Origin of the sequence: Solibacillus sp. FSL W7-1472, from assembly GCF_037969775.1 — a bacterium.
GTDB lineage: Bacteria > Bacillota > Bacilli > Bacillales_A > Planococcaceae > Solibacillus > Solibacillus silvestris.
The window spans coordinates 2,471,425-2,492,614 of the sequence record NZ_CP150208.1 but is presented as its reverse complement, the minus strand read 5'-3'; the positions used below and the strand labels follow the sequence as shown (position 1 = coordinate 2,492,614).

Genomic DNA, 21,190 nt, shown 5'->3' with positions numbered 1-21,190 from the left:
CACATAATGACACAACAGATGGATCAGTTAGCAATTAACGCAATCCGTACATTATCAATCGACGCAATTGAAAAAGCAAATTCTGGTCACCCAGGTTTACCAATGGGTGCTGCACCTATGGCCTATACATTGTGGACGAAGCAATTACGCCATAACCCACAAAATCCTAATTGGTATAATCGCGACCGTTTCGTATTATCAGCTGGACATGGTTCCATGCTTTTATATAGTTTATTACATTTGGGTGGCTATGGTTTAGAGATGGAAGAAATCAAAAACTTCCGTCAATGGAATTCAAAAACACCGGGACATCCTGAATATGGTCATACAGTTGGTGTTGAAGCGACAACTGGTCCATTAGGACAAGGTATTGCCATGTCAGTAGGTATGGCTATGGCTGAACGTCACTTGGCAGCAACATACAACAAGCCAGGCAAAGAGATTGTTGACCACTATACGTTTGCACTATGCGGTGACGGAGATTTAATGGAAGGTGTTGCTGCAGAAGCAATTTCTCTTGCAGGTCACTTAAAATTGGATAAATTAATTGTACTTTATGATTCAAATGACATTTCACTTGATGGTGATTTAGAAAAGTCATTCTCGGAAAACATCCAAAAACGTTTCGAATCTTACGGCTGGAACTATTTAAAAGTTACAGACGGTACAGATATCGTGGAAATTAATTCAGCGATTGAAAAAGCGAAACAAAACACTGGCGGCCCAACTGTAATCGAAGTGAAAACTGTCATCGGTTTTGGTTCTCCTAACAAATCTGGTAAAGCAGATTCACACGGTGCACCACTAGGATTTGATGAAGTTGCTTTAACAAAAGCTGCATACGCATGGGAACATGAGCCATTCGCTGTTCCTGCGGAAGTGTATGAGACATTTAAAGCAGCAAGCGAAGTACAAGGTGTACAAGCAGAAGCAGCATGGAATGAACTATTCGAAAGCTATAAAAATGAATACCCGGAACTGGCTGCCCAATTTGTAAATGCTATGGAAAACAAATTACCGGAGAACTTTGCTTCTGAATTACCAGTCTATGAAGCAGGTACTGCAGTAGCTACACGTTCATCATCTGGTGATGCAATCAATGCCATTGCAAAAACAACGCCATCATTCTTCGGCGGTTCTGCTGACTTGGCAGGCTCAAACAAAACAACAATTAAAGGCGCTGGTGATTTCTTTGCTGAAACTCCGGAAGGCCGTAACATCTGGTTTGGTGTTCGTGAATTTGCAATGGGTGCTGCGCTGAACGGTATGGCATTACATGGCGGTTTAAATGTATTTGGCGGTACTTTCTTCGTATTCTCTGACTATGTACGACCAGCAATTCGATTATCTGCATTAATGGGATTACCTGTAACATATGTATTTACACATGACTCAATTGCAGTAGGTGAAGACGGTCCGACACATGAGCCAATCGAGCATTTAGCATCATTAAGAGCGATGCCGAATCTTTCGGTTATCCGTCCTGCAGATGCAAATGAATCTGTAGCAGCATGGAAATTAGCTGTAGAAAGCAAATCAAACCCAACTGTATTAGTATTATCCCGTCAAAACTTGCCGGTGTTGGATGTTGCAAAAGAGACAGTATACGAGGGTGTTGAAAAAGGTGCCTATGTTGTTTCAGCTTCATCTAAAGAAACTCCGGATGCCTTGTTAATTGCAACGGGTTCTGAAGTAGGCTTGGCAGTGGAAGCAAAAAAAGCATTACTGGCAGAAGGGATTGACGCATCTGTTGTGTCAATGCCATCAATGGACCGCTTTGAAAAGCAGTCGAAGGAATACAAAGAATCTGTATTACCAAAAGCTGTAACGAAACGTTTAGCAATTGAAATGGGTGCATCACTTGGCTGGCATAAATATGTTGGCTTTGAAGGGGATGTATTGGCAATTGATAAATTTGGTGCATCGGCTCCAGAGAAAATTGTGTTAAAAGAATACGGCTTCACAGTAGAAAATGTAGTTGCGAAAGTAAAAGCACTTTAATTCGAAGCTCAAAATGTCACTTGTCTACTATGGCAAGTGGCATTTTTTCTTTTCACTATAAATCTGAAATCCAATATAATGATTAAAGTAACAAGAAAAAAGCTTTGGCAAAAAGACCAGATTCATATACAATATGCCATACATATAGTTGGAAGGCGTGCGATTTTACTGAAGGAATGGTACGATAATAAAGAATTACGGAAGAATCAGATGAAGGATGTGGATGAATGATGACAGCAGAAAACAAGCAAAAGGAAATTACTACATATATCGAGCAGACACTTTATTTTCTATCGAATAAAGCGGACCTAGAAAAATTCGAAACGATGCTTCAAAAAAATATCGATGAAAAACGAGCTTCTTCCACTTCAACGACTGATTTTTATGATCGCTTAATGTTAAATATCGCATATTACGTGGAAAATAAAATGGCATGGACTGATCTTGTCCGGGAAACATTAAGTACAGGAAAAGTGCCGACCGTTTCTTATATTGAAAACGAACTAATGGCGCAGCAAATGCAAATCCGTAACAGTGTCGGAGAGAAAATGGATGATTACAAAAAAGCATTCCATCAGCAATATGAAGCATTAAAGGTAGAAGATGAAGATGTGATTTACGATTATGCGTATGCATCTGTGGAACATGCGTACCGGATTGATTTTTTGACGGTTGCCTGTGCCAAAAATGCAACAATTTTAACAGAAGGCGATATTGAGGAAACAATCAAATTGCTGGATGGCTATATGGCTTATTACACGGACCAGCTTGTCAATAAAATGACGCTTTCTTAAAAGGAGATATAAAATGAATACACCATTTATTTATTTACACAAAGCACCTAAAGTTGAGGCAGATAAGCAACCTGCGATTTTCTTGCTGCATGGATTAGGGAGCGATGAAAACGATTTACTCCAACTTGTTGATTCGTTTTCAACACATTGTCATATTTTTAGCTTGCAAGGGCCGATAAAACATCGCCCTGGCTATGCTTTTTATACATTTGAAGAAGAAGGTAAGCCAAATCGTGCAATTTTTGATAAAGTGCTGAAAGGAATTGAATCCTTTATAAAGGAAGCAATTTGGGAATTCAATTTAGATGAACAGCAAATTTATGTTGTTGGCTTTAACCAGGGGGCAGCAATGGCACAGTCACTTGCAATGGTGATGGGCAATGCCATTCGTGGAACAGCAGCATTGAGCGGATATTTACCGGAATTCGCTGCACTTGAATATAGTAAAAAAACGATGGATAAATCAAAAATCTTTATATCTCACGGAGAATATGATTATGATTATCCGATTGAATGGGCAGAGCATGCCGTTCGTTTTTTCAATGACTATGATACAGACGTTACATTTCGAACATATCCGGTAGGCCATGGGGTGAGCGAACAAAATCTACATGATTTAATCGCATTCTTATCGAAAGATTTACCGAACAATTTAAACTAAAGAAACAGCTGACGGAAAGTGAATTACTTCTCGTCAGCTGTTTTTTGTGTGTCCAGTAATTGTTCTGCTTCGGTAATGGACATCGGTTTATAAAAATAATAGCCTTGACCAGCAGGGCAGCCGAGTTGTTGAAGCATTGCCAGCTGTTCTTCTGTTTCAATACCTTCAGCAATGGGACGCATTTCAATATTTTTAGCCAATTGGATGATTGTTTGTACGATTGCATACATTCCAGGTTCATTCATTGAACTGACGAAGCTGCGGTCAATTTTAATTTCTGAAAAGGGCAATTGTGGTAAATAGCTTAATGATGAAAAGCCAATTCCAAAGTCATCAATCGAACATTCGATGCCCATTAGTCTTAGTTGATTCAAAATCTCTTTTGCTTTTTTAAAATCTACCAATTCAATGCTTTCGGTTACTTCCAGTTTAATATAATGAGGAGGCACATTATATTGATAGAATATATTTCTTATATTCTCCAGGAAATCCGGGTCGTAAAAATGGTCCGGCGAAATATTGAGTGCAATCGGTAAAATCTTTTTATTTTCATTCATACGATTTTCAAGCCAGATAAGGATCTGTTTGAAATTCAGTAAATCAATCGCTTTAATTTTTCCGGTTTGTTCTGCGATCGGGATGTATTTTACCGGCGAAATAAACCCGAGTTTGCTTGAATTCCAGCGAGATAGTGCTTCAAAACCTTCCACTTCGATTGTTTGGAAGTTAATTTTAGGCTGCAAATAAACTTCGAACTCTTCATGTTGAAGCCCATAAGCCAATTGATTGAGGATATCCATTTCTTCAGTCAGTTGTTTAGTACTATTATCTTCATATATAGAATAGCTCGTCCCAGTACGCTTCTGTGCATTGGATAAGGCAATATCCGCCTGATGTATGCTCTGTTCGACTGTCATTGACTGATTAAAGATTGTATAACCGATTTTTAATGTTATATAGATTTCTTTTCCGTCGATTTTATAAGGCATTTGTGTCAAAGACTCGAGATGCTGATTATAGGCAAGGAAACAATCACTTTCGTTTACTTTTCCTAAAATGAGCGAATTTGAAAATCGTGAAATGAGTGCATCACCATTTGGAAAGTAAACTTGCATACGATCTGCTACTTGACGTAGTATATCGGCACCAGCATTCCTTCCATATAAATCAACGACCTTATTAAACTCAGTAGGATGGAGGATGGCGACCATTCCTGAGCGACCGGCATTAATTAATTCTGATAATTCAGACTTAAAATAATGGAGGTTTGGTAAATTTGTTTCAACATCAAAAAAGGCAAGTCTGCTAAGCTCGATTTTTTGTTCAGCATATTTAATGGCTAATTGAATCAGCAGAGCCAATCGGTTTAAATAATTGATATCGATTTGCTTTAACTCCGTTGCATCTTGATTGAACAGGGTCAAAATGCCGCTTACTTCATTGTGAGGTGTTAATATAGGCTTTGTCCATGAGCCTTGAACATGGTTAAGATTCCAATAGTTAAAAAGTGCTTTATGCTGGTCTTTGTCTGCAAAGTCCTTTAAATAAACGGCATTCGAATTCAGACCTGTATTAGGCGAAATTTCCAATATATCGAGTTCATTAATAATCGGCAATGGTAAAGAATGTGTGCCTAACGATTTGACTTCACAATTTTCATTGAAAATATGTATGGCACAATATACATCGCGAATATAGAAAAGTTCAATTTTCTCCGTAATTAAATTTAAAATCGATTGCAGATTGTCTTCATGATCGATTGCTTCATACACTTCATGCTCCAATTTATAAACCATTTTATTTAACTCTGCTTCTGTTGTATCTTCACATGTTATTAAAATATATTGAATGACATTGTCTTCATTTCGAATCGGATGAAGGGTAATCGAATTCCAAAAAGCGGAACCTTCTTTCATATAATGCAAAATCGTAAATTTTTTTGCTACGCCTGATTTTAAATGTAAATTTAATTCTTCGATTGATGTTTGATTCGTTCTGTGACCATTGAAAATGTTGATATTTTGATGGAGCAATTCATTCATTTTAAATGAGGTCAGTTTTAAAAAATGTGAATTAGCATGTAAAATAGGTAAATTTTCATCATTTACATCAATGATGAGCGATCCTTTCGAAAGCTGGTTACTTAAGGTTTTTAGCCAATTAAATAATCGGTCTTTTGATAGGGGTATAAATTGATCTATGGTCATTCTAACTTCCCCTTTAAAAAGTAATGTGTATTTTAACTAAAGTATACCAAAATTCCTATAAATTTAAAGTGAGATTATATTAATATAAAAATATTCCTTTTAATTGATTCTAAAGTACTTGGCGGGAAAATAGAGTTTATTAACTATTTTAACGCAAAAAAAAAAGAAACTAGTAAATATGAAATTTACTAGTTTCGGTCGTTAAACATTATTTTCGGTATTCATCAATTTTTGTTGTAATTTTATCTTTGACATCAGCAACTCTTTCCTGAGTTTCGCCTTTTAGCTGATCGCGCTGACCTTCTACTTGTAAAGATGGATCATTTGTATTTTTACCGATTTCTTCTTTTACTTCACCTTTAATCTTATTTCCTGCACCTTTTAGTTTATCTGTAAATCCGTTTGACATACTATGACCTCCTCAAAGTTTAGATATTATTTATATTCCCTCATGTATTATTACTAAACAAAGTGGATAGAAAGTTTGAATGAAAACAATCTAAAGGCATTTAATGTATGTAGGTTTTATAAAAGTGATGAAGAATTTCCTGACCGTCTTCGTTTACAAGTGTCTGTCCATTCATATGCATGGATACTTTTGTTTTGGATTCATCCATTTTGTCATTTTTAAATGAAAGAAAGACTTCTACTTGGCCATTTTCTTTTAAGAGTTCTTTTTGGCTAGCAGTAAATGAATGTGTGGCAAATAAGCCGTTATCTTGCCAAGTACCTGTAATTTTTAACTGCGGTGTTTCTCTGTTATCGTCATAATCCCATTGCACATCGCGTAATATAGTCTTAAATAAATCGTTAATAGTAAAAGTTTGATTGTCGAATTCAATTTCAGTTGCTCGAATGGAATGGACATCGATTGAAATCGCTGAAGCTGCTTCATTTGCTTTTGTATTAATACCTGCCGCCGCCTCTTTCATGTCCGCTACCGTATCACCACATCCAGCCATTAAAATTGTAGTTAATAGTACTAAACTAAATCTTCTCATTAGATTCCCTCCAATGCTGTCATTGCATTCATCTTACTAAATTGTGATGAAAGATTCGCCCGGATTTTTAAACAGATTGTGAAAAAATTGTAACAGATTATAATCAGTCGAATATTCAGAGACTGATTGGTCATGAATAACGTTCGCCACTCTGGGCATGATTAGAATAGATATGAATTGCATGGCGCTGAATAGTCCATCATCTAAATAATCGAAAGTGAGTGATCTTAATGCGGATTAATGATGAATTGCTAGACAAACTGGGAATTTACTTTGTTTATCATGAAGTGTATAACAAATATGGCATTACTTTTGAAAGCTTTGTGGATCGTTGGACAAGAGGAATTTTGGAAATTTAATTTTGTGAAATAAAGAAACTCAAACCCTTTCACACGACGGAAAGATACGACCTAATCGGGAGCGTGTCTTTTTTCTGTTTTCTTTTTGGAAAAAGTTGTTTACGATAAATCTATACAATAGTTACTAAAGGAGAACAAACAATGAAAGTACGTGAAATGGGGATAACAATTGGGCAATTGCCTCCAGGGGATAAAAACTGCATTACAGATATTGAAGGTGTGAGTGTCGGGCATGTAACTTTGAATTATCCGTTAAATAATTCAGGTGATGTGGCCTGTACTGGTGTAACAGCTATTTTACCGCATCGCGGCAATCTTTTCCGTGAAAAGGTGACAGCTGCCAGCTATATACTAAATGGTTTCGGGAAAACAACTGGTCTCGTTCAAGTAGATGAACTTGGTGTAATTGAGTCGCCAATCATGCTCACCAATACATTCGGTGTGCCGAATGTAGCACAGGGGACACTTCAATATTTACTTGAACAAAACGAAGAGATAGGAATTTCGACGGGGACAGTCAATATAATTGTCGGGGAATGTAATGATAGTCATTTAAATTCCATCCGCCATTTTCCTGTTAAAGCTGAGCATGCAATTGAAGCAATACAGCAAGCTAAAACAGATGAAATAGAAGAGGGCGCTGTCGGAGCAGGAAGAGGTATGGTTTGCTTTGGCTATAAAGGCGGGATTGGTAGCTCTTCCCGCATTGTTGAAGATCGGGGAGGTCAAAAATATACTGTCGGGTGCCTTGTATTGAGTAACTTTGGAAAGGCGAGTGAATTTTTAACAGACCGATATAAGGTTACTGCTGAAAATAGGGAATCGACAATTAGTCCGACAGACGGCTCTATTATGATCGTAATGGCGACAGATGCCCCATTAAGTAGCCGCCAGTTGAAACGAGTTATAAAGCGTTGCGGGATAGGGTTAGGGAGAACCGGCAGCCACTTTTCCCATGGAAGCGGAGATATTGTCATTGGCTTTACAACAGCCCGCACAGTGCAGCATCAATTTGAGGGAGAACAGGAAAGTCGCCGCCAGTTAAGAGAAGATCATGACGTCATGAACACATTATTTATGGCAGCTGCCGAAGCGACAGAAGAAGCGATCCTCAATTCTTTGTCACAAGCTGCAACTACAACTGGGCGAAATAATCATACAGTCCAAAGCTATAATTTTGTCGAATAATGTATTTTTTCGTTAGGTAAACTTAATAGCTCTATTTAGTCTTTTATATAGTTCCTATGTAGAAGGCTTTTTTTCTTATGAAAATATAATATCTATTGGGATAATATGATTTAAATAATTAACAAATAGTGTGATTTATCAAAGGCTTTCGCGTTTAGAATATTTATTTTTTTATTTTGAAAACTATTAGAAAAAACTTCCACAATCGAAATAAGTATGGTATTTTATAGATTATAAATAAAAGACAGAAAAATCTAAATCTTTAAAAATATTATTCTGCACTGATGAATTTAATGATAAATGGAAGGGGTATCTAAATAAATGAAAGTATATATAAGTGCGGATATCGAGGGGATTACGGGCACAACGGTTTGGAGTGAAACCGAACTTAACGCTCCGGATTATGCACAGTTTCAAAAACAGATGACAAAAGAAGTGCTGGCGGCAATCGAAGGCGCATTTGCAGGCGGTGCCACAGAAATTTTACTGAAAGATGCACATGACTCCGGTCGAAATATTCTTATTGAAAACTTGCCAGAAAACGTAAAAATCATACGCGGTTGGACGCAAGAGCCGATGTGCATGGTAGCGGGACTGGACAGCAGTTTTGACCGTGCGATTTTTATTGGCTATCACAGTGAAGGCGGCAGTGAGAAGAACCCGCTTGCACATACACTGAGCTTATTGGCAGATGTCAAAATAAACGGGGAATATGCAAGTGAATTCTTAATCAATACATATGCAGCTGCACTGCATGATGTGCCGGTTGCTTTTGTTAGCGGGGATCAGGCATTAACGGAGCATATCGCCCGTTACAATGACCAAATTGTCACATTCGCGACAAAAGAAGGAGTCGGTCATGCAACAATTAATGTAAGTCCGCAAACGACATTGAAACAGACGAAATATCTTGTAGAACAATCAATGAAGATTGACCGAACAAAGCTTCAAATTGAATTGCCGAAGCATTTTACCGTAGAAATTATTTATAAGGATCATATTAAAGCATACCGGAATTCGTTTTATCCGGGCGCGACATTTAAGCCGCATAATACAGTCCAGTTCAAAACAACCGATTATTTCGAGGTGTTGAGACTGTTACAATTTTTAACATAAAGCAGGTGAATTTATGAAGATATCAAAGGTTGAGGTGGGGCTGGTCGAGGCACCACTTATTACCCCGTTTAAAACAGCACTTCGCACAGTACATAGTATTCGAAATATCGTCGTCTTTATTTATACCGACAATGGTCTAATCGGTATCGGGGAAGCAGCGCCGACACATGTCATTACCGGAGAGACTATTTCCTCGATCCGCTATGCAATAGAAGAAGTCATTGCACCAGCTATTATTGGAATTGAAATTGATGAAATTGCGCTGCTATCCCAACGAGTCGATGCATGTCTCTATCACAATACGAGCGCTAAAGCGGCGGTGGAAATTGCACTTTATGATCTCTGGGCAAAACAGTATAATGCCCCGCTTTATAAATTGCTTGGAGGCTACCGAAAAAATATTACTACGGACATCACCATTAGTGTGAATGACACGGATGAAATGGTGAAGGACAGTATAGCAGCTGTTAAACGCGGATTTTCCATTTTAAAAGTTAAAGTCGGCAAAACCCCGGCTGAAGATGTGGAACGTGTTCTGGCAATTAGAAAAGCAGTTGGTCCGGAAATTACGTTAAGAGTTGATGCCAACCAAGGGTGGACAGCAAAAGAAGCTGTAAAAATCATTAATCAGCTTGAAGATAAAGGGGCAGATATTGAGCTCGTTGAACAGCCTGTACATTACAGCGATGTGAGGGGCATGCAGTATGTTACGAGCAATACGTATACAAATATTCTGGCAGACGAAAGTGTATTCTCTCCAAAGCAAGCGATCGAGGTCATTGAAAAGCGGGCCGCGGATTTAATAAATATTAAGCTGATGAAAACGGGGGGTATTTCAAAAGCACAACAAATTAACCAGATTGCAGAGGCAAATGGTGTCGCTTGTATGATTGGCTGTATGCTTGAAACAAAAATTAGTGTCAGTGCAGCTGCGCATTTTGCAGCAGCGAACAAAAATGTCACAATGGTCGATTTAGATGGACCAAGTTTGTGCAGTGAAGATCCAATTGAAGGGGGGCCGATTTTCGAAGGGGAGAATATTCAGATGACCGATGCTCCCGGTATCGGGTTATTAATAGAGGCTTACTTAGCCAGATAGAAAAGAGAAATGGGGGAAATGAGTTGAAGAAATCTTTATTAGCGTTACTGTGTATGTTTGTGCTTGTATTAGCAGCTTGTGGGGATTCATCCGATTCTGGTGAAACATCAGAATATCGAACAGTGTATTCCGGAGAAATTAAGACACTGAATTATTTAAAAACAGCAGAAACAAATGAATTTGCATTATCTGCAAACTTAGTAGAAGGTCTAATAGAATATGACCAATATGGAGTAGTTAAGCCTGGATTAGCCGAAAGCTGGGAATCCAATGAAGACGCGACTGTATGGACATTCAAACTTCGTGATGATGTAAAGTGGGTAGACCATGAAGGAAAAGATGTAGAAAATGTTGTTGCACAGGACTTTGTAGATGGTTTGAATTATGTGCTTGATGCGAAAAACGAATCTTCGACAGCGTGGATTGCAACAGTCGTGAAAAACGGCGATGCCTTCTACAACGGCGAAGTAACGGATTTCTCGCAAGTAGGTATTAAAGCAATCGATGAAACGACACTTGAATACACATTGGAAGCGCCGACACCATACTTTTTATCGATGCTGAATTATGTATGTTTCTTCCCTGTGAATGGGGAGTTCTTAGCTGAAAAAGGTGATGCTTTCGGAACGACTCGTGAGAATATTTTATATAATGGCGCATATATTTTAGATAAATTCGAACCTCAGAATGAGCGTGTACTTGTGAAAAACGACGCTTACTGGGATAAAGAAACAGTGAAAATCGATCGTATTCGCTATAAATACAATAAGGAAGCGGCAACTGTTGCACCTGAACTGTTCCTACGCGATGAGATTGATGGTGCATTAATACCGACATCCATTTTGGATGAATGGTTAAACAGTGACGACAAAAAAGATTTAGTACGCCAAAATACTAATAACTTCTACACATACTTCTATGCATTAAACTTTGATCCGCAATATGATGCAGAGTATGAGCCTGAAAACTGGAAAGTAGCAGTAAATAATAAAGATTTCCGTAAATCGCTTTATCATGCACTTGACCGTGTATCAGCGATGTTAACGATTGAGCCTTACAATCCACAGGACTTATTGTCAAATACAATTACACCGAAGAACTTTGTGGATGTGGAAGGTGTAGATTACACAATGCTTGAGCCACTAAAAGCAATTACAGAAACAGATTCATTCAACAAAGATTTAGCTCTTGAGCATAAAGAGGCGGCATTGGCAGCATTAGCTGGTAAAGCAACATTCCCTGTAAAGGTATTATTACCTTACAACTCTGGTTCACCAGAATGGGCAAACCGCTCACAAGTAGTGGAACAGCAGCTTGAAAACCTTTTAGGTGCTGATTACATCGATGTGGAACTATATGCAGGTCCTGCGACAGGATTCCTTGGGGAAGTACGTCGCCCTGGTAAGTTCTCAATGATCGAAGCAAACTGGGGTCCTGACTTTGCTGACCCGTCAACGTATACAGATCCATTTACAGAGGGCGGAACATATAACAAGCCGGAAATGGCAGAAGGTTATAACAGTGAATATAACAAGCTGGTTGAAGCTGCAAAAGCAGAAGTAGATCCGGCAGTTCGTTATGAGCTATTTGCAAAGGCAGAGGCATTTTTAATTGAGGAAGCATTTGTTATTCCGTACGCTGTAGGCGGCGGCGGTTACACTGCTTCAAAGTTAAATCCATTTGAATCACAATATTCGCCATTTGGTGTTACATCCGAGAAGTTTAAAGGTCAGTCTATCCTAGAAAAGCCAATGAGTAATGAAGAATTTAAGTCTGCTAAAGAGGCATGGGAAAAAGAGCGTGCGGAAGCTTTAGCAAACACTTCTAATTAATACGTAGGCATTTTAAATGGAGTTAGATTAGGAGATGACAGGATGTTTCTGCATCTCCTTTCTGCTTTTATGCCTCATTTTTGTAGGTGTCACGGATTCAATAAGTATAGGGCGCTAGCGACAAACCGATCCGGACGTCAATACGCCGAGGAATTGATTACTGAGGAGGGAACGTGTTTGGTAAAGTATATTGCGAAACGATTCGCGCAATCCATATTGACGTTATTCATCATCATTACAATAGTTTTCTCCCTGTTACGATTAATGCCTGACGAAGGCTATCTAGGCGCAGCAGCAGAAAAAATGTCGCCTGAACAACAGGAAATCTATTTAACAAATCTTGGCTTACGGGATCCGTTATTAGTCCAATTAAAAAACTTCTACGTTAACCTTATTCAAGGCGACTTAGGGAAATCGATTACATACCGTACAGATGTACCAGTACTTGACATTATTCAAGATAAAATGATGTATTCCATTTTGTTTGGATTAGGGGCTGTAGCACTCTCATTATTAGTTGGGGTACCGTTGGGCATTTTAATGGCCCAGTTTAAAGGGCGCTGGCTCGACCGGCTCGGCACAGGCTATATTGTTATTGTTGTAGCAGTACCGGCGATGGTGTATTTCCTCATGATTCAAATGTATATTTCAGAATGGTTCAACTTGCCGATGCTGTTTGATGAATACAATCCACGGAGTTTTATTTTACCGTTAATCTGTTTGGCGCTTGGTCCGATTGCGTCATATGCAATGTGGATGCGACGCTATATGGTGGATGAGCTGAACAAGGATTATATTAAGCTGGCACGGGCAAAAGGTGTGACAGAGCGTACGATTATGTTCCGCCATGTGATGAGAAATGCCTTTATACCAATGGCTCAATATTTACCGGCAACAATTTTATTTACGATTACCGGTTCGATTTATATTGAATCATTATTTTCGATTCCAGGTATGGGTGGATTGCTTGTAGATGCGATTCAGCGCCAGGACAACAATGTCGTACAAGGTTTAGTGCTTGTATTTTCTTCACTAGGGATTATTGGATTAATTTTAGGGGACTTACTGATGGCAATTGTTGACCCTCGAATTAAACTAGGGAAAGGGGACAGTGTACGCTAATGGGAATTTTCACGAAAGAGATTCAGAATATTTCGGAAAAATCAACAGAACAGCTGCATGATCAGATGTTTGACTTTGCCGCTGTCGATGATGCAAAAGCGGAAGAAACAGCTTATTCCAATTATTCTTATTGGCGTTCGACCTTCCGCTCCTTTAGTAAAAATAAAATTGCTGTTTTTTTACTTGTATTTGTCATCGTATTGATCGCATTTACATTCGTCCAACCTTATTTACCAGATCAAAAATCACCGACTCAAATTTATTTGAATCCGGACACTGGAATGCAGGACCGGAATGTTGCTCCAAATGATGAATATATTTTTGGGACAAACTCCATCGGTCAGGATTTATGGTCCAGAATTTGGGAAGGGACAAGGACATCCTTATTTATCGGTTTTGCTGTAGCGATTATTGAAGTGCTGATCGGTTTTACAGTTGGTGCGTTATGGGGCTATTCTCGAAAACTCGAGGCACCGATCACCCAGCTTTACAATATCGTGGATAATATTCCGACAACGATTGTGCTGATCTTAATGGCGTATATTTTGCGACCTGGCGTATCGACGATTATTATTGCCATGTGTATAACCGGTTGGGTTGAAATGGCTCGCTTCCTGCGAAACCAGATTGTCATACTGCGTGACCGGGAGTACAATCTGGCTTCTAAAACATTAGGAACACCCGGCTATAAAATTATACTGAAAAATCTGCTCCCATATTTAATTTCGGTCATTATGCTGCGAATGAGTTTAGCAGTGCCAGCAGCAATTGGTGCGGAAGTATTTTTAACTTATATCGGCCTCGGATTGCCGGTAAGTGAGCCATCATTAGGAAATCTGATCAACGAAGGAAGAGTATTGATGATGTCACCGGATTTACGTTATCAGCTAATTTTCCCAAGTATCGTGCTGAGTGTCATAACGATTGCCTTTTATATTATCGGGAATGCTTTTGCCGATGCGGCAGATCCGAAAAATCACGTTTAAAGAGGAGGGCGTTATATGGAACAGGAAAAAATATTATCCATCGAAAATCTAGTCATAAAATTTAAACTGCGTGGACAAACTTTGACGGCTATCCGTGATATTTCGCTCGATTTATATAAAGGGGAAAGTCTTGCAATTGTAGGGGAATCAGGTTCAGGGAAATCAGTATTAGTAAAATCAATTATGGGTCTGCTTGATAAAAACGGCTATATTGCAGATGGACAAATTCACTTTGACGGCCATGATTTATCGAAATTTAAAACAGAGGCGGATTGGCTGAAAGTTCGCGGCAAAAAAATCGCAATGGTTACACAAGACCCGATGACCTCCCTTAATCCGCTGAAAACTATCGGAAAACAAATTGAGGAAAGCGTTGTGCTGCATCAAGGGTTAAAAGGAAATGATGCATATGAAAAAACATTACAGCTGTTGCGTGATGTAGGAATTCATGATGTTGCACGCCGCTATAAGCAATACCCGCATGAATTTTCCGGCGGTATGCGTCAGCGCATTGTGATAGCGATCGCTGTTGCCTGCAACCCGCAAATTTTGATATGTGATGAGCCGACAACTGCACTCGATGTAACGATCCAGGCACAAATATTGCAGCTGTTAACCAATTTACAGGAGAAATATTTGCTGTCGACAATATATATTACCCATGATTTGGGAGTTGTTGCAAAAGTCGCGGACCGGATTGCAGTTATGTATGCCGGGGATATTATTGAAGTTGGACAAACTGAGGAAGTATTTTTCGATGCAAAACATCCGTATACATGGGCTTTAATTTCTTCACTCCCTCAATTGGGAAATAAGGGCGAGGAATTATATTCAATCAAAGGAACACCGCCGAATTTATTTAAAGAAATCAAGGGCGATGCGTTTGCGCCGAGGAATCAATATGCACTGAAAATCGACTTCGTTGAACGTCCGCCTTTTTTCAAAGTGACGGATACCCATTATGCACGCACATGGCTCCTTGATCCAAAAGCACCGAAAGTAGAACCCCCTGAAGTGTTGCAAGCTTTTTTTGCAGAAGGGAGACAATATGCAAATGACTAAAAACAGTAAAGAAAAACTCATTGAAGTGAAAAATATTGATATCGTTTTTGGACAAGGGAAAAAGCAGTTCAAAGCAGTAGATGATGTGAGCTTCGATATATATAAAGGTGAAACATTCGGGCTTGTTGGAGAATCCGGTTCAGGAAAAACAACGATCGGCCGTGCGATTATGCGCATTAATCCGATAACTAACGGAGAAATTCTGTTCCATGGTAAACCGATCAATGGTCGTATTACCAGCGCTTGGGATCATGAAATTACCCAAAAGATTCAAATGATTTTCCAGGACCCCGGTGCTTCTTTAAATGAGCGGGCAAAGGTTGACTATATTGTTTCGGAAGGCCTGATTAATAATAAAAGGTACGGCAATGAACAGGAGCGGATAGATAAAGTAAAAAAAGCATTACTGGAAGTCGGACTGCTGCCGGAATTTGCCTCACGTTTCCCGCATGAGTTTTCTGGCGGACAGCGTCAACGGATCGGTATTGCCAGAGCGCTCGTCATGGAACCGGAATTTATCGTAGCGGATGAACCGATATCTGCACTGGACGTCTCCATTAGAGCTCAAGTATTGAATTTATTGTCCAGCTTACAGGAACATCGTGAGTTGACCTATTTATTTATCGCTCATGACCTGTCAATTGTCCGCTTTATTACAGATCGTACGGCGGTCATTTATAAAGGGAAAATCGTTGAACTGGGTGAAACGGAAAAGCTGTTCAACAATCCGCTGCATCCATATACGAAAGCATTGCTGTCAGCCGTTCCGGAACCAAATCCGCTAAAGGAACGAAGAAAAAAGCTGCAAGTATATGATCCGACTGTCCATCAGTATGAAATGGATCCACCTGAATTTGTTGAAATTGAAGAGGGACATTTCGTATTGGCCAATCAAGAAGAGCAGGCACAGTATCGGGCGGTGCTTGCCGGAAGTGGAGTGTAGACGATGGCAATGATAATTCCGAAGTCACTGAAAAAAGGGGATACGGTAGCATTAATCAGTGCATCCGGAGCAACACCGGAACACCGTATCGAGCTTGCAATCCAGGCAGTGGAGAAGTTGGGTTTCCGTGTAGTAGTAGGAGAAACGTGCAGAGCGCGACACGGTTATTTTGGAGGCAGTGATAATCTGCGTGCAAAAGAACTGAATGACATGTTCCGCAACCCTGAAATAGACGGTATTTTTTGTATTCGCGGGGGCTATGGAGCGACAAGGATTTTACCGATGCTTGATCTGGAAATGATTAAAGAAAACCCGAAAGTATTTGCAGGCTACAGTGATGTTACAGCACTGCATATTGTATTCAATCAACACTGTGGATTTGTAACGTACCATACACCGATGCCGTCAACAGAATTTATTCGTCCTGAAATGGATGACTATACATGGACGTATTTTATCAACAGTGTCACCAATACCGGATGGAGTGATTATTTCCTGGAAAATGCGGAAGGCCAGAATATGAACACCGTTGTTCCTGGTACGGCTACTGGTGAATTAGTGGGAGGCAATTTAACACTTGTCAACGCATCTCTGGGGACACCATACGAGATTGATCTGAACGGAAAAATTCTATTTTTGGAAGACATAGATGAGAATGTACAACGGATCGACCGAATGCTTACACAGCTTGCATTGTCAGGGAAACTCCAGCAGCTGTCAGGTATTTTGCTGGGTGGTTGGACGGATTGTGGGCCAATGGATATAAATAATGAAGAAAATAATTTAAGTTTGGATGCTGTATTTGAAGAAATTTTAGTGCCATTGAATATTCCCATAATAAAAGATGTAACATGTGGTCATGTGCTGCCGACGATGTCATTGCCGCTTGGTAAAACCGTAACGATCGATGCAACGAATAGATCGATTCAGGTTGTAGGTTAGTCCGATGCATAAACAACTTGATCGCATCATTGCACAATGCCCGTATAAAGTCCATGTCATTGTCGAAGACTACAAAACGAACGAAATCGTCTGGAAAAATCGGGCTGAGGAAATCTTCAGCAGTGCAAGTATAATCAAAGTGCCGATTCTCATTGCTATATTAGCTCATTTGCAAAAAACGAACGGCAGTTTAAATCAGGTTTTCAAAATTGCGCCGGAAAACATGGTCGATTTCAGTGTCATTACAGAGCAGAAGCAAATACGAGCTACACTGCATGAACTGTTACTTTGGATGACGATTACGAGTGACAACACAGCAACAAACGTATGTATCGATCTATTAGGGATGGACGCATTCAATGACTATTTTAATGAAATCGGCTTACATAATACTCGGGTCCAGCGGAAGATGATGGATTTTGAACGTCAAAAGCTCGGCTTTGATAATGTAACAACAGCACAGGATATGCAGCAGCTTTTCCGGAAAATTTATAGAGGTACGCTTCTTACAAGTGAATGGAATGCAGTTGCACTTGATATATTAAGCAGACAGCGCAGTCACGAATCACTCAAACGCTATATCGCAGACGATGTGAAGATGGCCCATAAAACAGGCGGTCTCGATACTGTGGATCATGACACAGGAATTGTATTTTTAGAAGTTCGCGATTATTTTATCGGGGTATTCATTACAGAAGTGACCGATAATGATAAAGCGAGACAAACGATTGGTGCTATTTCTAAAATTGTCTATGAGCATTTTACAAAACAGGAGGAGGGAACCGATTGAATGCCGTAGTGAAAACAAAAATTGCGAGTTTACATGCAGAACCTGACACGCATTCTGAATTAATCGATGAGGTGTTGTATGGGATGCCGGTCGAGGTACAGGAAGAAATTGATGAAACTTGGGTCAAAATCCTTACTTTTTACCGTTACGAAGGCTATACATTAAAATCCAACTTGCATATTGGAAGTGAACCTACTGTAAACTGGGTATATGAAGCGAATGATGTCGTTATTCAAAGCTTTGCCGATGTTCTTGCAGCCCCTAAAATACAAAGTGAAAACATCATGACATTGATGCGGGGTGCTTTTATAAAAGTTGTACTGGAAGCAGGACTTGATACAGCTTGGGCAAAAGTGCAGCTTGTTACAGGGGAAGAAGGGTATGTACGGTCAGCCTGGATCCAGGATCGAGTTAAAGTATATACGGCAAATGAAGCTTTATTTCGCAAGCAAGTTGTGGAAACGGCTTTTCGCTATATGGGAACTCCATACCGCTGGGGCGGTAAAACACCTTTAGGCATTGACTGTTCAGGACTTGTTTCGATGGCCTATATGCTGAATGGCGTCTATATTTTCCGAGATGCGAAAATAGTGGAAGGTTTCCCGTTAAGAAAGATAGAACGCGAAAATTTAAAGCCGGGGGATCTAATTTTCTTCCCTGGCCATGTAGCGATGTATATTGGTAATAATGAGTATATCCATTCCTCGCTAGGAGGAAACGAAGTCAATGTAAACAGCCTGAGCTTGCAGCATGAAAATTACCGCGAAGACTTGGCGACAACAATTACGGAATATGGCAGTATTTTTTAATACAAAATTAAAGGGTTAACCCAGCATGATTATTGCTGAGTTGACCCTTTTGGTTATTGTAGAAATGGTTTTGTACAACTAAAAGTTTTTAAGAATCCAATCGTTTGCTTCTACCCAATTACTAACGCGAATGACGTTATTCGGTACGGACATTTGATTGTACGGTGTATCAAATAAAATGACAGGAATTTTAAGCTCTTCGGCAATTTCCACTGCATTATCATGTTTGTCTTCGAAAAAAGCTTCTACTCCATGCTTTTTTGCTATGGCAATTTTGTTATGACTGCCGATACATTCGATATGGTCATAAGGTACTTTAAATTGATCAAACCAGTTTTTTGTAATATCGAAAACATTTTCTCCACGCGCAGAAATATAATAAAGCTCATACTGGTTTTGCCATGCTGTTAAAATGCGATGTGCATCAGCAGCAAGCTCACTTACTTCATACATTCGTGGCTCATTTTCTTTAAACCAGGCCTGAAACTGTGCGCGGTCTACAGGGTGTGGAAAGCCACTTAAAAAATCATATTCCGTTACATCTTGTAGCGTCATATTAATATTGTATTGTTTATTAATATGTGGAATTAATGTAGCAGGACATGTGACAGTCCCATCAATATCAATGCCGAACCGATGTTTTAAGTTTGTCATTTCCATTACCTCATTTCTTTACACGCTTGCATTTATTTCTGCTTCGCGCTTTGCAACCATTTCAGCAGCTAACTTATCGATTTCTTTCTTCAGTTCTTCCACCATTGTTTCTTCAGGAACTTTACGAACTGTTTTACCTTTCATGAATAACAGCCCTTCGCCACGTGCACCGGCAATACCGATATCCGCTTCACGTGCTTCTCCAGGACCGTTTACCGCACAGCCTAAAACGGCTACTTTTAACGGAACATTCAGTTTAGAAATATATTCTTCTACTTCGTTGGCAATCGAAATTAAATCAATTTCAATACGGCCGCAAGTCGGACATGAAATCAATGTCGCCATGTTTGATGCCAAGCCAAATGATTTTAATAATTCACGAGCTACTTTAATTTCTTCCACTGGATCTGCAGATAATGAAATACGTAATGTATTCCCGATCCCTTTAGATAAAATCGCACCTAAACCGGCAGCTGATTTAACAGTACCGGCAAATAATGTACCTGATTCTGTAATTCCTAAATGCAGTGGATAATTGAATGCTTGTGCAGCTTTCTCATATGCTTCAATAGCCAAGTTTACGTCCGATGCTTTCATCGAAACAATAATGTCATGGAAATCCAAGTCTTCTAAGATTTTAATGTGGTGCAATGCAGATTCTACCATTCCATCTGCAGTAGGGTAGCCGTATTTTTCGAGGATATGGCGCTCTAAAGAACCAGCGTTAACACCGATACGAATCGGAATACCTTTTGCTTTTGCGGCATTTACAACTGCCTCTACTTTTTCGCGGCGCCCGATGTTACCCGGGTTGATACGTACTTTATCGATGCCACCTTCAATGGCTTTTAGTGCTAATTTGTAATCAAAGTGAATATCCGCTACTAATGGGATATTAATTTGTTTTTTTATTTCAGGTATTGCATTTGCAGCACGCTCATCCGGTACTGCAATACGTACGATCTGACAACCTGCCTCTTCTAAACGTTTAATTTCGGCAACTGTTGCTTCTACATCATGTGTTTTCGTCGTACACATACTTTGGATTACGACTTCGTTATTACCACCAATTGTTAAGTTACCGACACGCACAGGACGTGTTTTCGTACGGTGAACGATTTCACTCATGAAAAATTCTCTCCTTTTCAGGCTTTTAATGTGGTTATATCACCTATATAGATATAACGATATGTAAGCCGTCACTGTTCCTTATTTTATCAGTGTATGAAAAGAAGAACAAGGAAGAAACATTATGAATTCAATTTAGACAATTTTCCTTCACGTTCGAGATGATTGGGATGAGGACAGTATCTCCTGGTACAAGTGGCTGTAAATTCAAATGCGGGTTAAGTTGATAAAATTGGGCAAGTCTTTCAGGAAAAGTGGTTTTAATAGGCGAGGGAGTTGCTGAGAATAGGCTGTAAATTGTATCGTCCTGCTGGATTTTTACGACTACATAGCTTTCTTTTTCCGCTTCCTCACATGATTGAGGAGCAGCATAAAAGGATGCTAATGGGAGCGTACCTTCCTGTAAATCTACTTTAATGACAAACGCAAACAACAAAAGCACAATGGAAGCTATTAAAAAGCGCAATAAAATCCTCCTTATCTCTCTACAATTTAA

Annotated in this window: 20 protein-coding genes; 14 read left to right on the top strand and 6 right to left on the bottom strand. The window is 39.4% G+C overall.

From position 1 onward, the window contains the following. The first annotated feature begins 6 nt into the window (after positions 1 to 6). The 3 genes from tkt to MKY07_RS12405 all read left to right on the top strand — a co-directional run bounded on the left by tkt (position 7) and on the right by MKY07_RS12405 (position 3,456). The gene (tkt, locus tag MKY07_RS12415; protein ID WP_339262446.1) at positions 7 to 2,001 is read left to right on the top strand and encodes a transketolase; all 1,995 of its coding nucleotides are present in this window, start codon (positions 7 to 9) and stop codon (positions 1,999 to 2,001) included. 227 nt (positions 2,002 to 2,228) lie between these two features. Beyond that, positions 2,229 to 2,795, top strand: a complete 567-nt coding sequence (locus MKY07_RS12410) for a hypothetical protein (RefSeq protein ID WP_008407572.1) — start codon at positions 2,229 to 2,231, stop codon at positions 2,793 to 2,795. Positions 2,796 to 2,808: 13 nt separating this feature from the next. Then, positions 2,809 to 3,456: a dienelactone hydrolase family protein gene (locus MKY07_RS12405; protein WP_339262444.1), complete on the top strand. Its 648-nt coding sequence runs from the start codon at positions 2,809 to 2,811 to the stop codon at positions 3,454 to 3,456. Positions 3,457 to 3,479: 23 nt separating this feature from the next. Here the strand turns inward: MKY07_RS12405 and MKY07_RS12400 are convergent, their stop codons facing one another. The 3 genes from MKY07_RS12400 to MKY07_RS12390 all read right to left on the bottom strand — a co-directional run bounded on the left by MKY07_RS12400 (position 3,480) and on the right by MKY07_RS12390 (position 6,664). Then, the gene (locus MKY07_RS12400; protein WP_339262442.1) at positions 3,480 to 5,663 is read right to left on the bottom strand and encodes an EAL domain-containing protein; all 2,184 of its coding nucleotides are present in this window, start codon (positions 5,661 to 5,663) and stop codon (positions 3,480 to 3,482) included. A 208-nt stretch (positions 5,664 to 5,871) separates the two neighbouring features. Continuing rightward, the gene (locus MKY07_RS12395) at positions 5,872 to 6,072 is read right to left on the bottom strand and encodes a CsbD family protein (protein WP_008407565.1); all 201 of its coding nucleotides are present in this window, start codon (positions 6,070 to 6,072) and stop codon (positions 5,872 to 5,874) included. A 100-nt stretch (positions 6,073 to 6,172) separates the two neighbouring features. Continuing rightward, positions 6,173 to 6,664 carry a 23S rRNA methyltransferase gene (locus MKY07_RS12390; protein ID WP_339262440.1) on the bottom strand — a complete coding sequence of 164 codons (492 nt, stop codon included), beginning with the start codon at positions 6,662 to 6,664 and terminating at the stop codon, positions 6,173 to 6,175. Between the two features lie 500 nt (positions 6,665 to 7,164). On the opposite strand from MKY07_RS12390, the gene MKY07_RS12385 reads away from it, so the two are divergent. From MKY07_RS12385 to MKY07_RS12335, 11 genes are all read left to right on the top strand, one after another. Next, on the top strand, positions 7,165 to 8,211 hold the full coding sequence (locus MKY07_RS12385) for a P1 family peptidase (protein WP_339262438.1): 1,047 nt from the start codon (positions 7,165 to 7,167) through the stop codon (positions 8,209 to 8,211). Positions 8,212 to 8,532: 321 nt separating this feature from the next. Further along, positions 8,533 to 9,327, top strand: coding sequence for a M55 family metallopeptidase (locus tag MKY07_RS12380; protein ID WP_014823397.1), 795 nt, complete (start codon positions 8,533 to 8,535; stop codon positions 9,325 to 9,327). 13 nt (positions 9,328 to 9,340) lie between these two features. Continuing rightward, entirely contained in the window at positions 9,341 to 10,426 is a 1,086-nt protein-coding gene (locus MKY07_RS12375; protein ID WP_339262436.1) for a dipeptide epimerase, read from the top strand. A gap of 23 nt (positions 10,427 to 10,449) precedes the next feature. Continuing rightward, positions 10,450 to 12,258, top strand: a complete 1,809-nt coding sequence (locus MKY07_RS12370) for a peptide ABC transporter substrate-binding protein (RefSeq protein WP_087616036.1) — start codon at positions 10,450 to 10,452, stop codon at positions 12,256 to 12,258. A 177-nt stretch (positions 12,259 to 12,435) separates the two neighbouring features. Next, positions 12,436 to 13,380 (top strand): ABC transporter permease, encoded by a 945-nt coding sequence (locus MKY07_RS12365; protein WP_039967316.1) that lies wholly within the window; start codon positions 12,436 to 12,438, stop codon positions 13,378 to 13,380. Continuing rightward, positions 13,380 to 14,366 (top strand): ABC transporter permease, encoded by a 987-nt coding sequence (locus MKY07_RS12360; RefSeq protein ID WP_008407552.1) that lies wholly within the window; start codon positions 13,380 to 13,382, stop codon positions 14,364 to 14,366. Before MKY07_RS12365 ends, MKY07_RS12360 begins: the two co-directional genes overlap by 1 nt. 15 nt (positions 14,367 to 14,381) lie before the next feature. Continuing rightward, complete coding sequence (locus tag MKY07_RS12355) at positions 14,382 to 15,428, top strand: ABC transporter ATP-binding protein (protein WP_008407551.1); 1,047 nt, start codon at positions 14,382 to 14,384, stop codon at positions 15,426 to 15,428. Beyond that, a complete protein-coding gene (locus MKY07_RS12350; RefSeq protein WP_014823401.1) occupies positions 15,421 to 16,371 on the top strand; it encodes an oligopeptide/dipeptide ABC transporter ATP-binding protein in 951 nt (316 codons plus the stop codon). Before MKY07_RS12355 ends, MKY07_RS12350 begins: the two co-directional genes overlap by 8 nt. Positions 16,372 to 16,374: 3 nt before the next feature. Continuing rightward, complete coding sequence (locus tag MKY07_RS12345) at positions 16,375 to 17,313, top strand: LD-carboxypeptidase (RefSeq protein ID WP_014823402.1); 939 nt, start codon at positions 16,375 to 16,377, stop codon at positions 17,311 to 17,313. 4 nt (positions 17,314 to 17,317) lie between these two features. Beyond that, the gene (locus MKY07_RS12340; RefSeq protein WP_339262430.1) at positions 17,318 to 18,103 is read left to right on the top strand and encodes a serine hydrolase; all 786 of its coding nucleotides are present in this window, start codon (positions 17,318 to 17,320) and stop codon (positions 18,101 to 18,103) included. Then, positions 18,100 to 18,912: an NlpC/P60 family protein gene (locus MKY07_RS12335; RefSeq protein ID WP_339262428.1), complete on the top strand. Its 813-nt coding sequence runs from the start codon at positions 18,100 to 18,102 to the stop codon at positions 18,910 to 18,912. Before MKY07_RS12340 ends, MKY07_RS12335 begins: the two co-directional genes overlap by 4 nt. A gap of 78 nt (positions 18,913 to 18,990) precedes the next feature. Here MKY07_RS12335 and MKY07_RS12330 read toward each other — a convergent pair whose 3' ends face one another. From MKY07_RS12330 to MKY07_RS12320, 3 genes are all read right to left on the bottom strand, one after another. Next, positions 18,991 to 19,566, bottom strand: a complete 576-nt coding sequence (locus tag MKY07_RS12330; RefSeq protein ID WP_008408578.1) for a nucleotidase — start codon at positions 19,564 to 19,566, stop codon at positions 18,991 to 18,993. 18 nt (positions 19,567 to 19,584) lie between these two features. Next, positions 19,585 to 20,694, bottom strand: coding sequence for a flavodoxin-dependent (E)-4-hydroxy-3-methylbut-2-enyl-diphosphate synthase (gene ispG, locus MKY07_RS12325; RefSeq protein WP_008408577.1), 1,110 nt, complete (start codon positions 20,692 to 20,694; stop codon positions 19,585 to 19,587). Between the two features lie 130 nt (positions 20,695 to 20,824). After that, positions 20,825 to 21,160 carry a hypothetical protein gene (locus tag MKY07_RS12320; protein ID WP_008408576.1) on the bottom strand — a complete coding sequence of 112 codons (336 nt, stop codon included), beginning with the start codon at positions 21,158 to 21,160 and terminating at the stop codon, positions 20,825 to 20,827. Positions 21,161 to 21,190 lie beyond the last annotated feature (30 nt).

Excerpts from the sequence above, each read along its gene's own strand:
- MKY07_RS12360 (WP_008407552.1), top strand. The coding sequence starts at position 13,380 with ATGGGAATTTTCACGAAAGAGATTCAGAATATTTCGGAAAAATCAACA.
- MKY07_RS12355 (WP_008407551.1), top strand. The coding sequence starts at position 14,382 with ATGGAACAGGAAAAAATATTATCCATCGAAAATCTAGTCATAAAATTT.
- ispG (WP_008408577.1), bottom strand. The coding sequence starts at position 20,694 with ATGAGTGAAATCGTTCACCGTACGAAAACACGTCCTGTGCGTGTCGGT.
- MKY07_RS12375 (WP_339262436.1), top strand. The coding sequence starts at position 9,341 with ATGAAGATATCAAAGGTTGAGGTGGGGCTGGTCGAGGCACCACTTATT.
- MKY07_RS12405 (WP_339262444.1), top strand. The coding sequence starts at position 2,809 with ATGAATACACCATTTATTTATTTACACAAAGCACCTAAAGTTGAGGCA.
- MKY07_RS12350 (WP_014823401.1), top strand. The coding sequence starts at position 15,421 with ATGACTAAAAACAGTAAAGAAAAACTCATTGAAGTGAAAAATATTGAT.
- MKY07_RS12410 (WP_008407572.1), top strand. The coding sequence starts at position 2,229 with ATGATGACAGCAGAAAACAAGCAAAAGGAAATTACTACATATATCGAG.
- tkt (WP_339262446.1), top strand. The coding sequence starts at position 7 with ATGACACAACAGATGGATCAGTTAGCAATTAACGCAATCCGTACATTA.
- MKY07_RS12390 (WP_339262440.1), bottom strand. The coding sequence starts at position 6,664 with ATGAGAAGATTTAGTTTAGTACTATTAACTACAATTTTAATGGCTGGA.
- MKY07_RS12340 (WP_339262430.1), top strand. The coding sequence starts at position 17,318 with ATGCATAAACAACTTGATCGCATCATTGCACAATGCCCGTATAAAGTC.
- MKY07_RS12380 (WP_014823397.1), top strand. The coding sequence starts at position 8,533 with ATGAAAGTATATATAAGTGCGGATATCGAGGGGATTACGGGCACAACG.
- MKY07_RS12400 (WP_339262442.1), bottom strand. The coding sequence starts at position 5,663 with ATGACCATAGATCAATTTATACCCCTATCAAAAGACCGATTATTTAAT.
- MKY07_RS12330 (WP_008408578.1), bottom strand. The coding sequence starts at position 19,566 with ATGACAAACTTAAAACATCGGTTCGGCATTGATATTGATGGGACTGTC.
- MKY07_RS12395 (WP_008407565.1), bottom strand. The coding sequence starts at position 6,072 with ATGTCAAACGGATTTACAGATAAACTAAAAGGTGCAGGAAATAAGATT.
- MKY07_RS12385 (WP_339262438.1), top strand. The coding sequence starts at position 7,165 with ATGAAAGTACGTGAAATGGGGATAACAATTGGGCAATTGCCTCCAGGG.
- MKY07_RS12345 (WP_014823402.1), top strand. The coding sequence starts at position 16,375 with ATGGCAATGATAATTCCGAAGTCACTGAAAAAAGGGGATACGGTAGCA.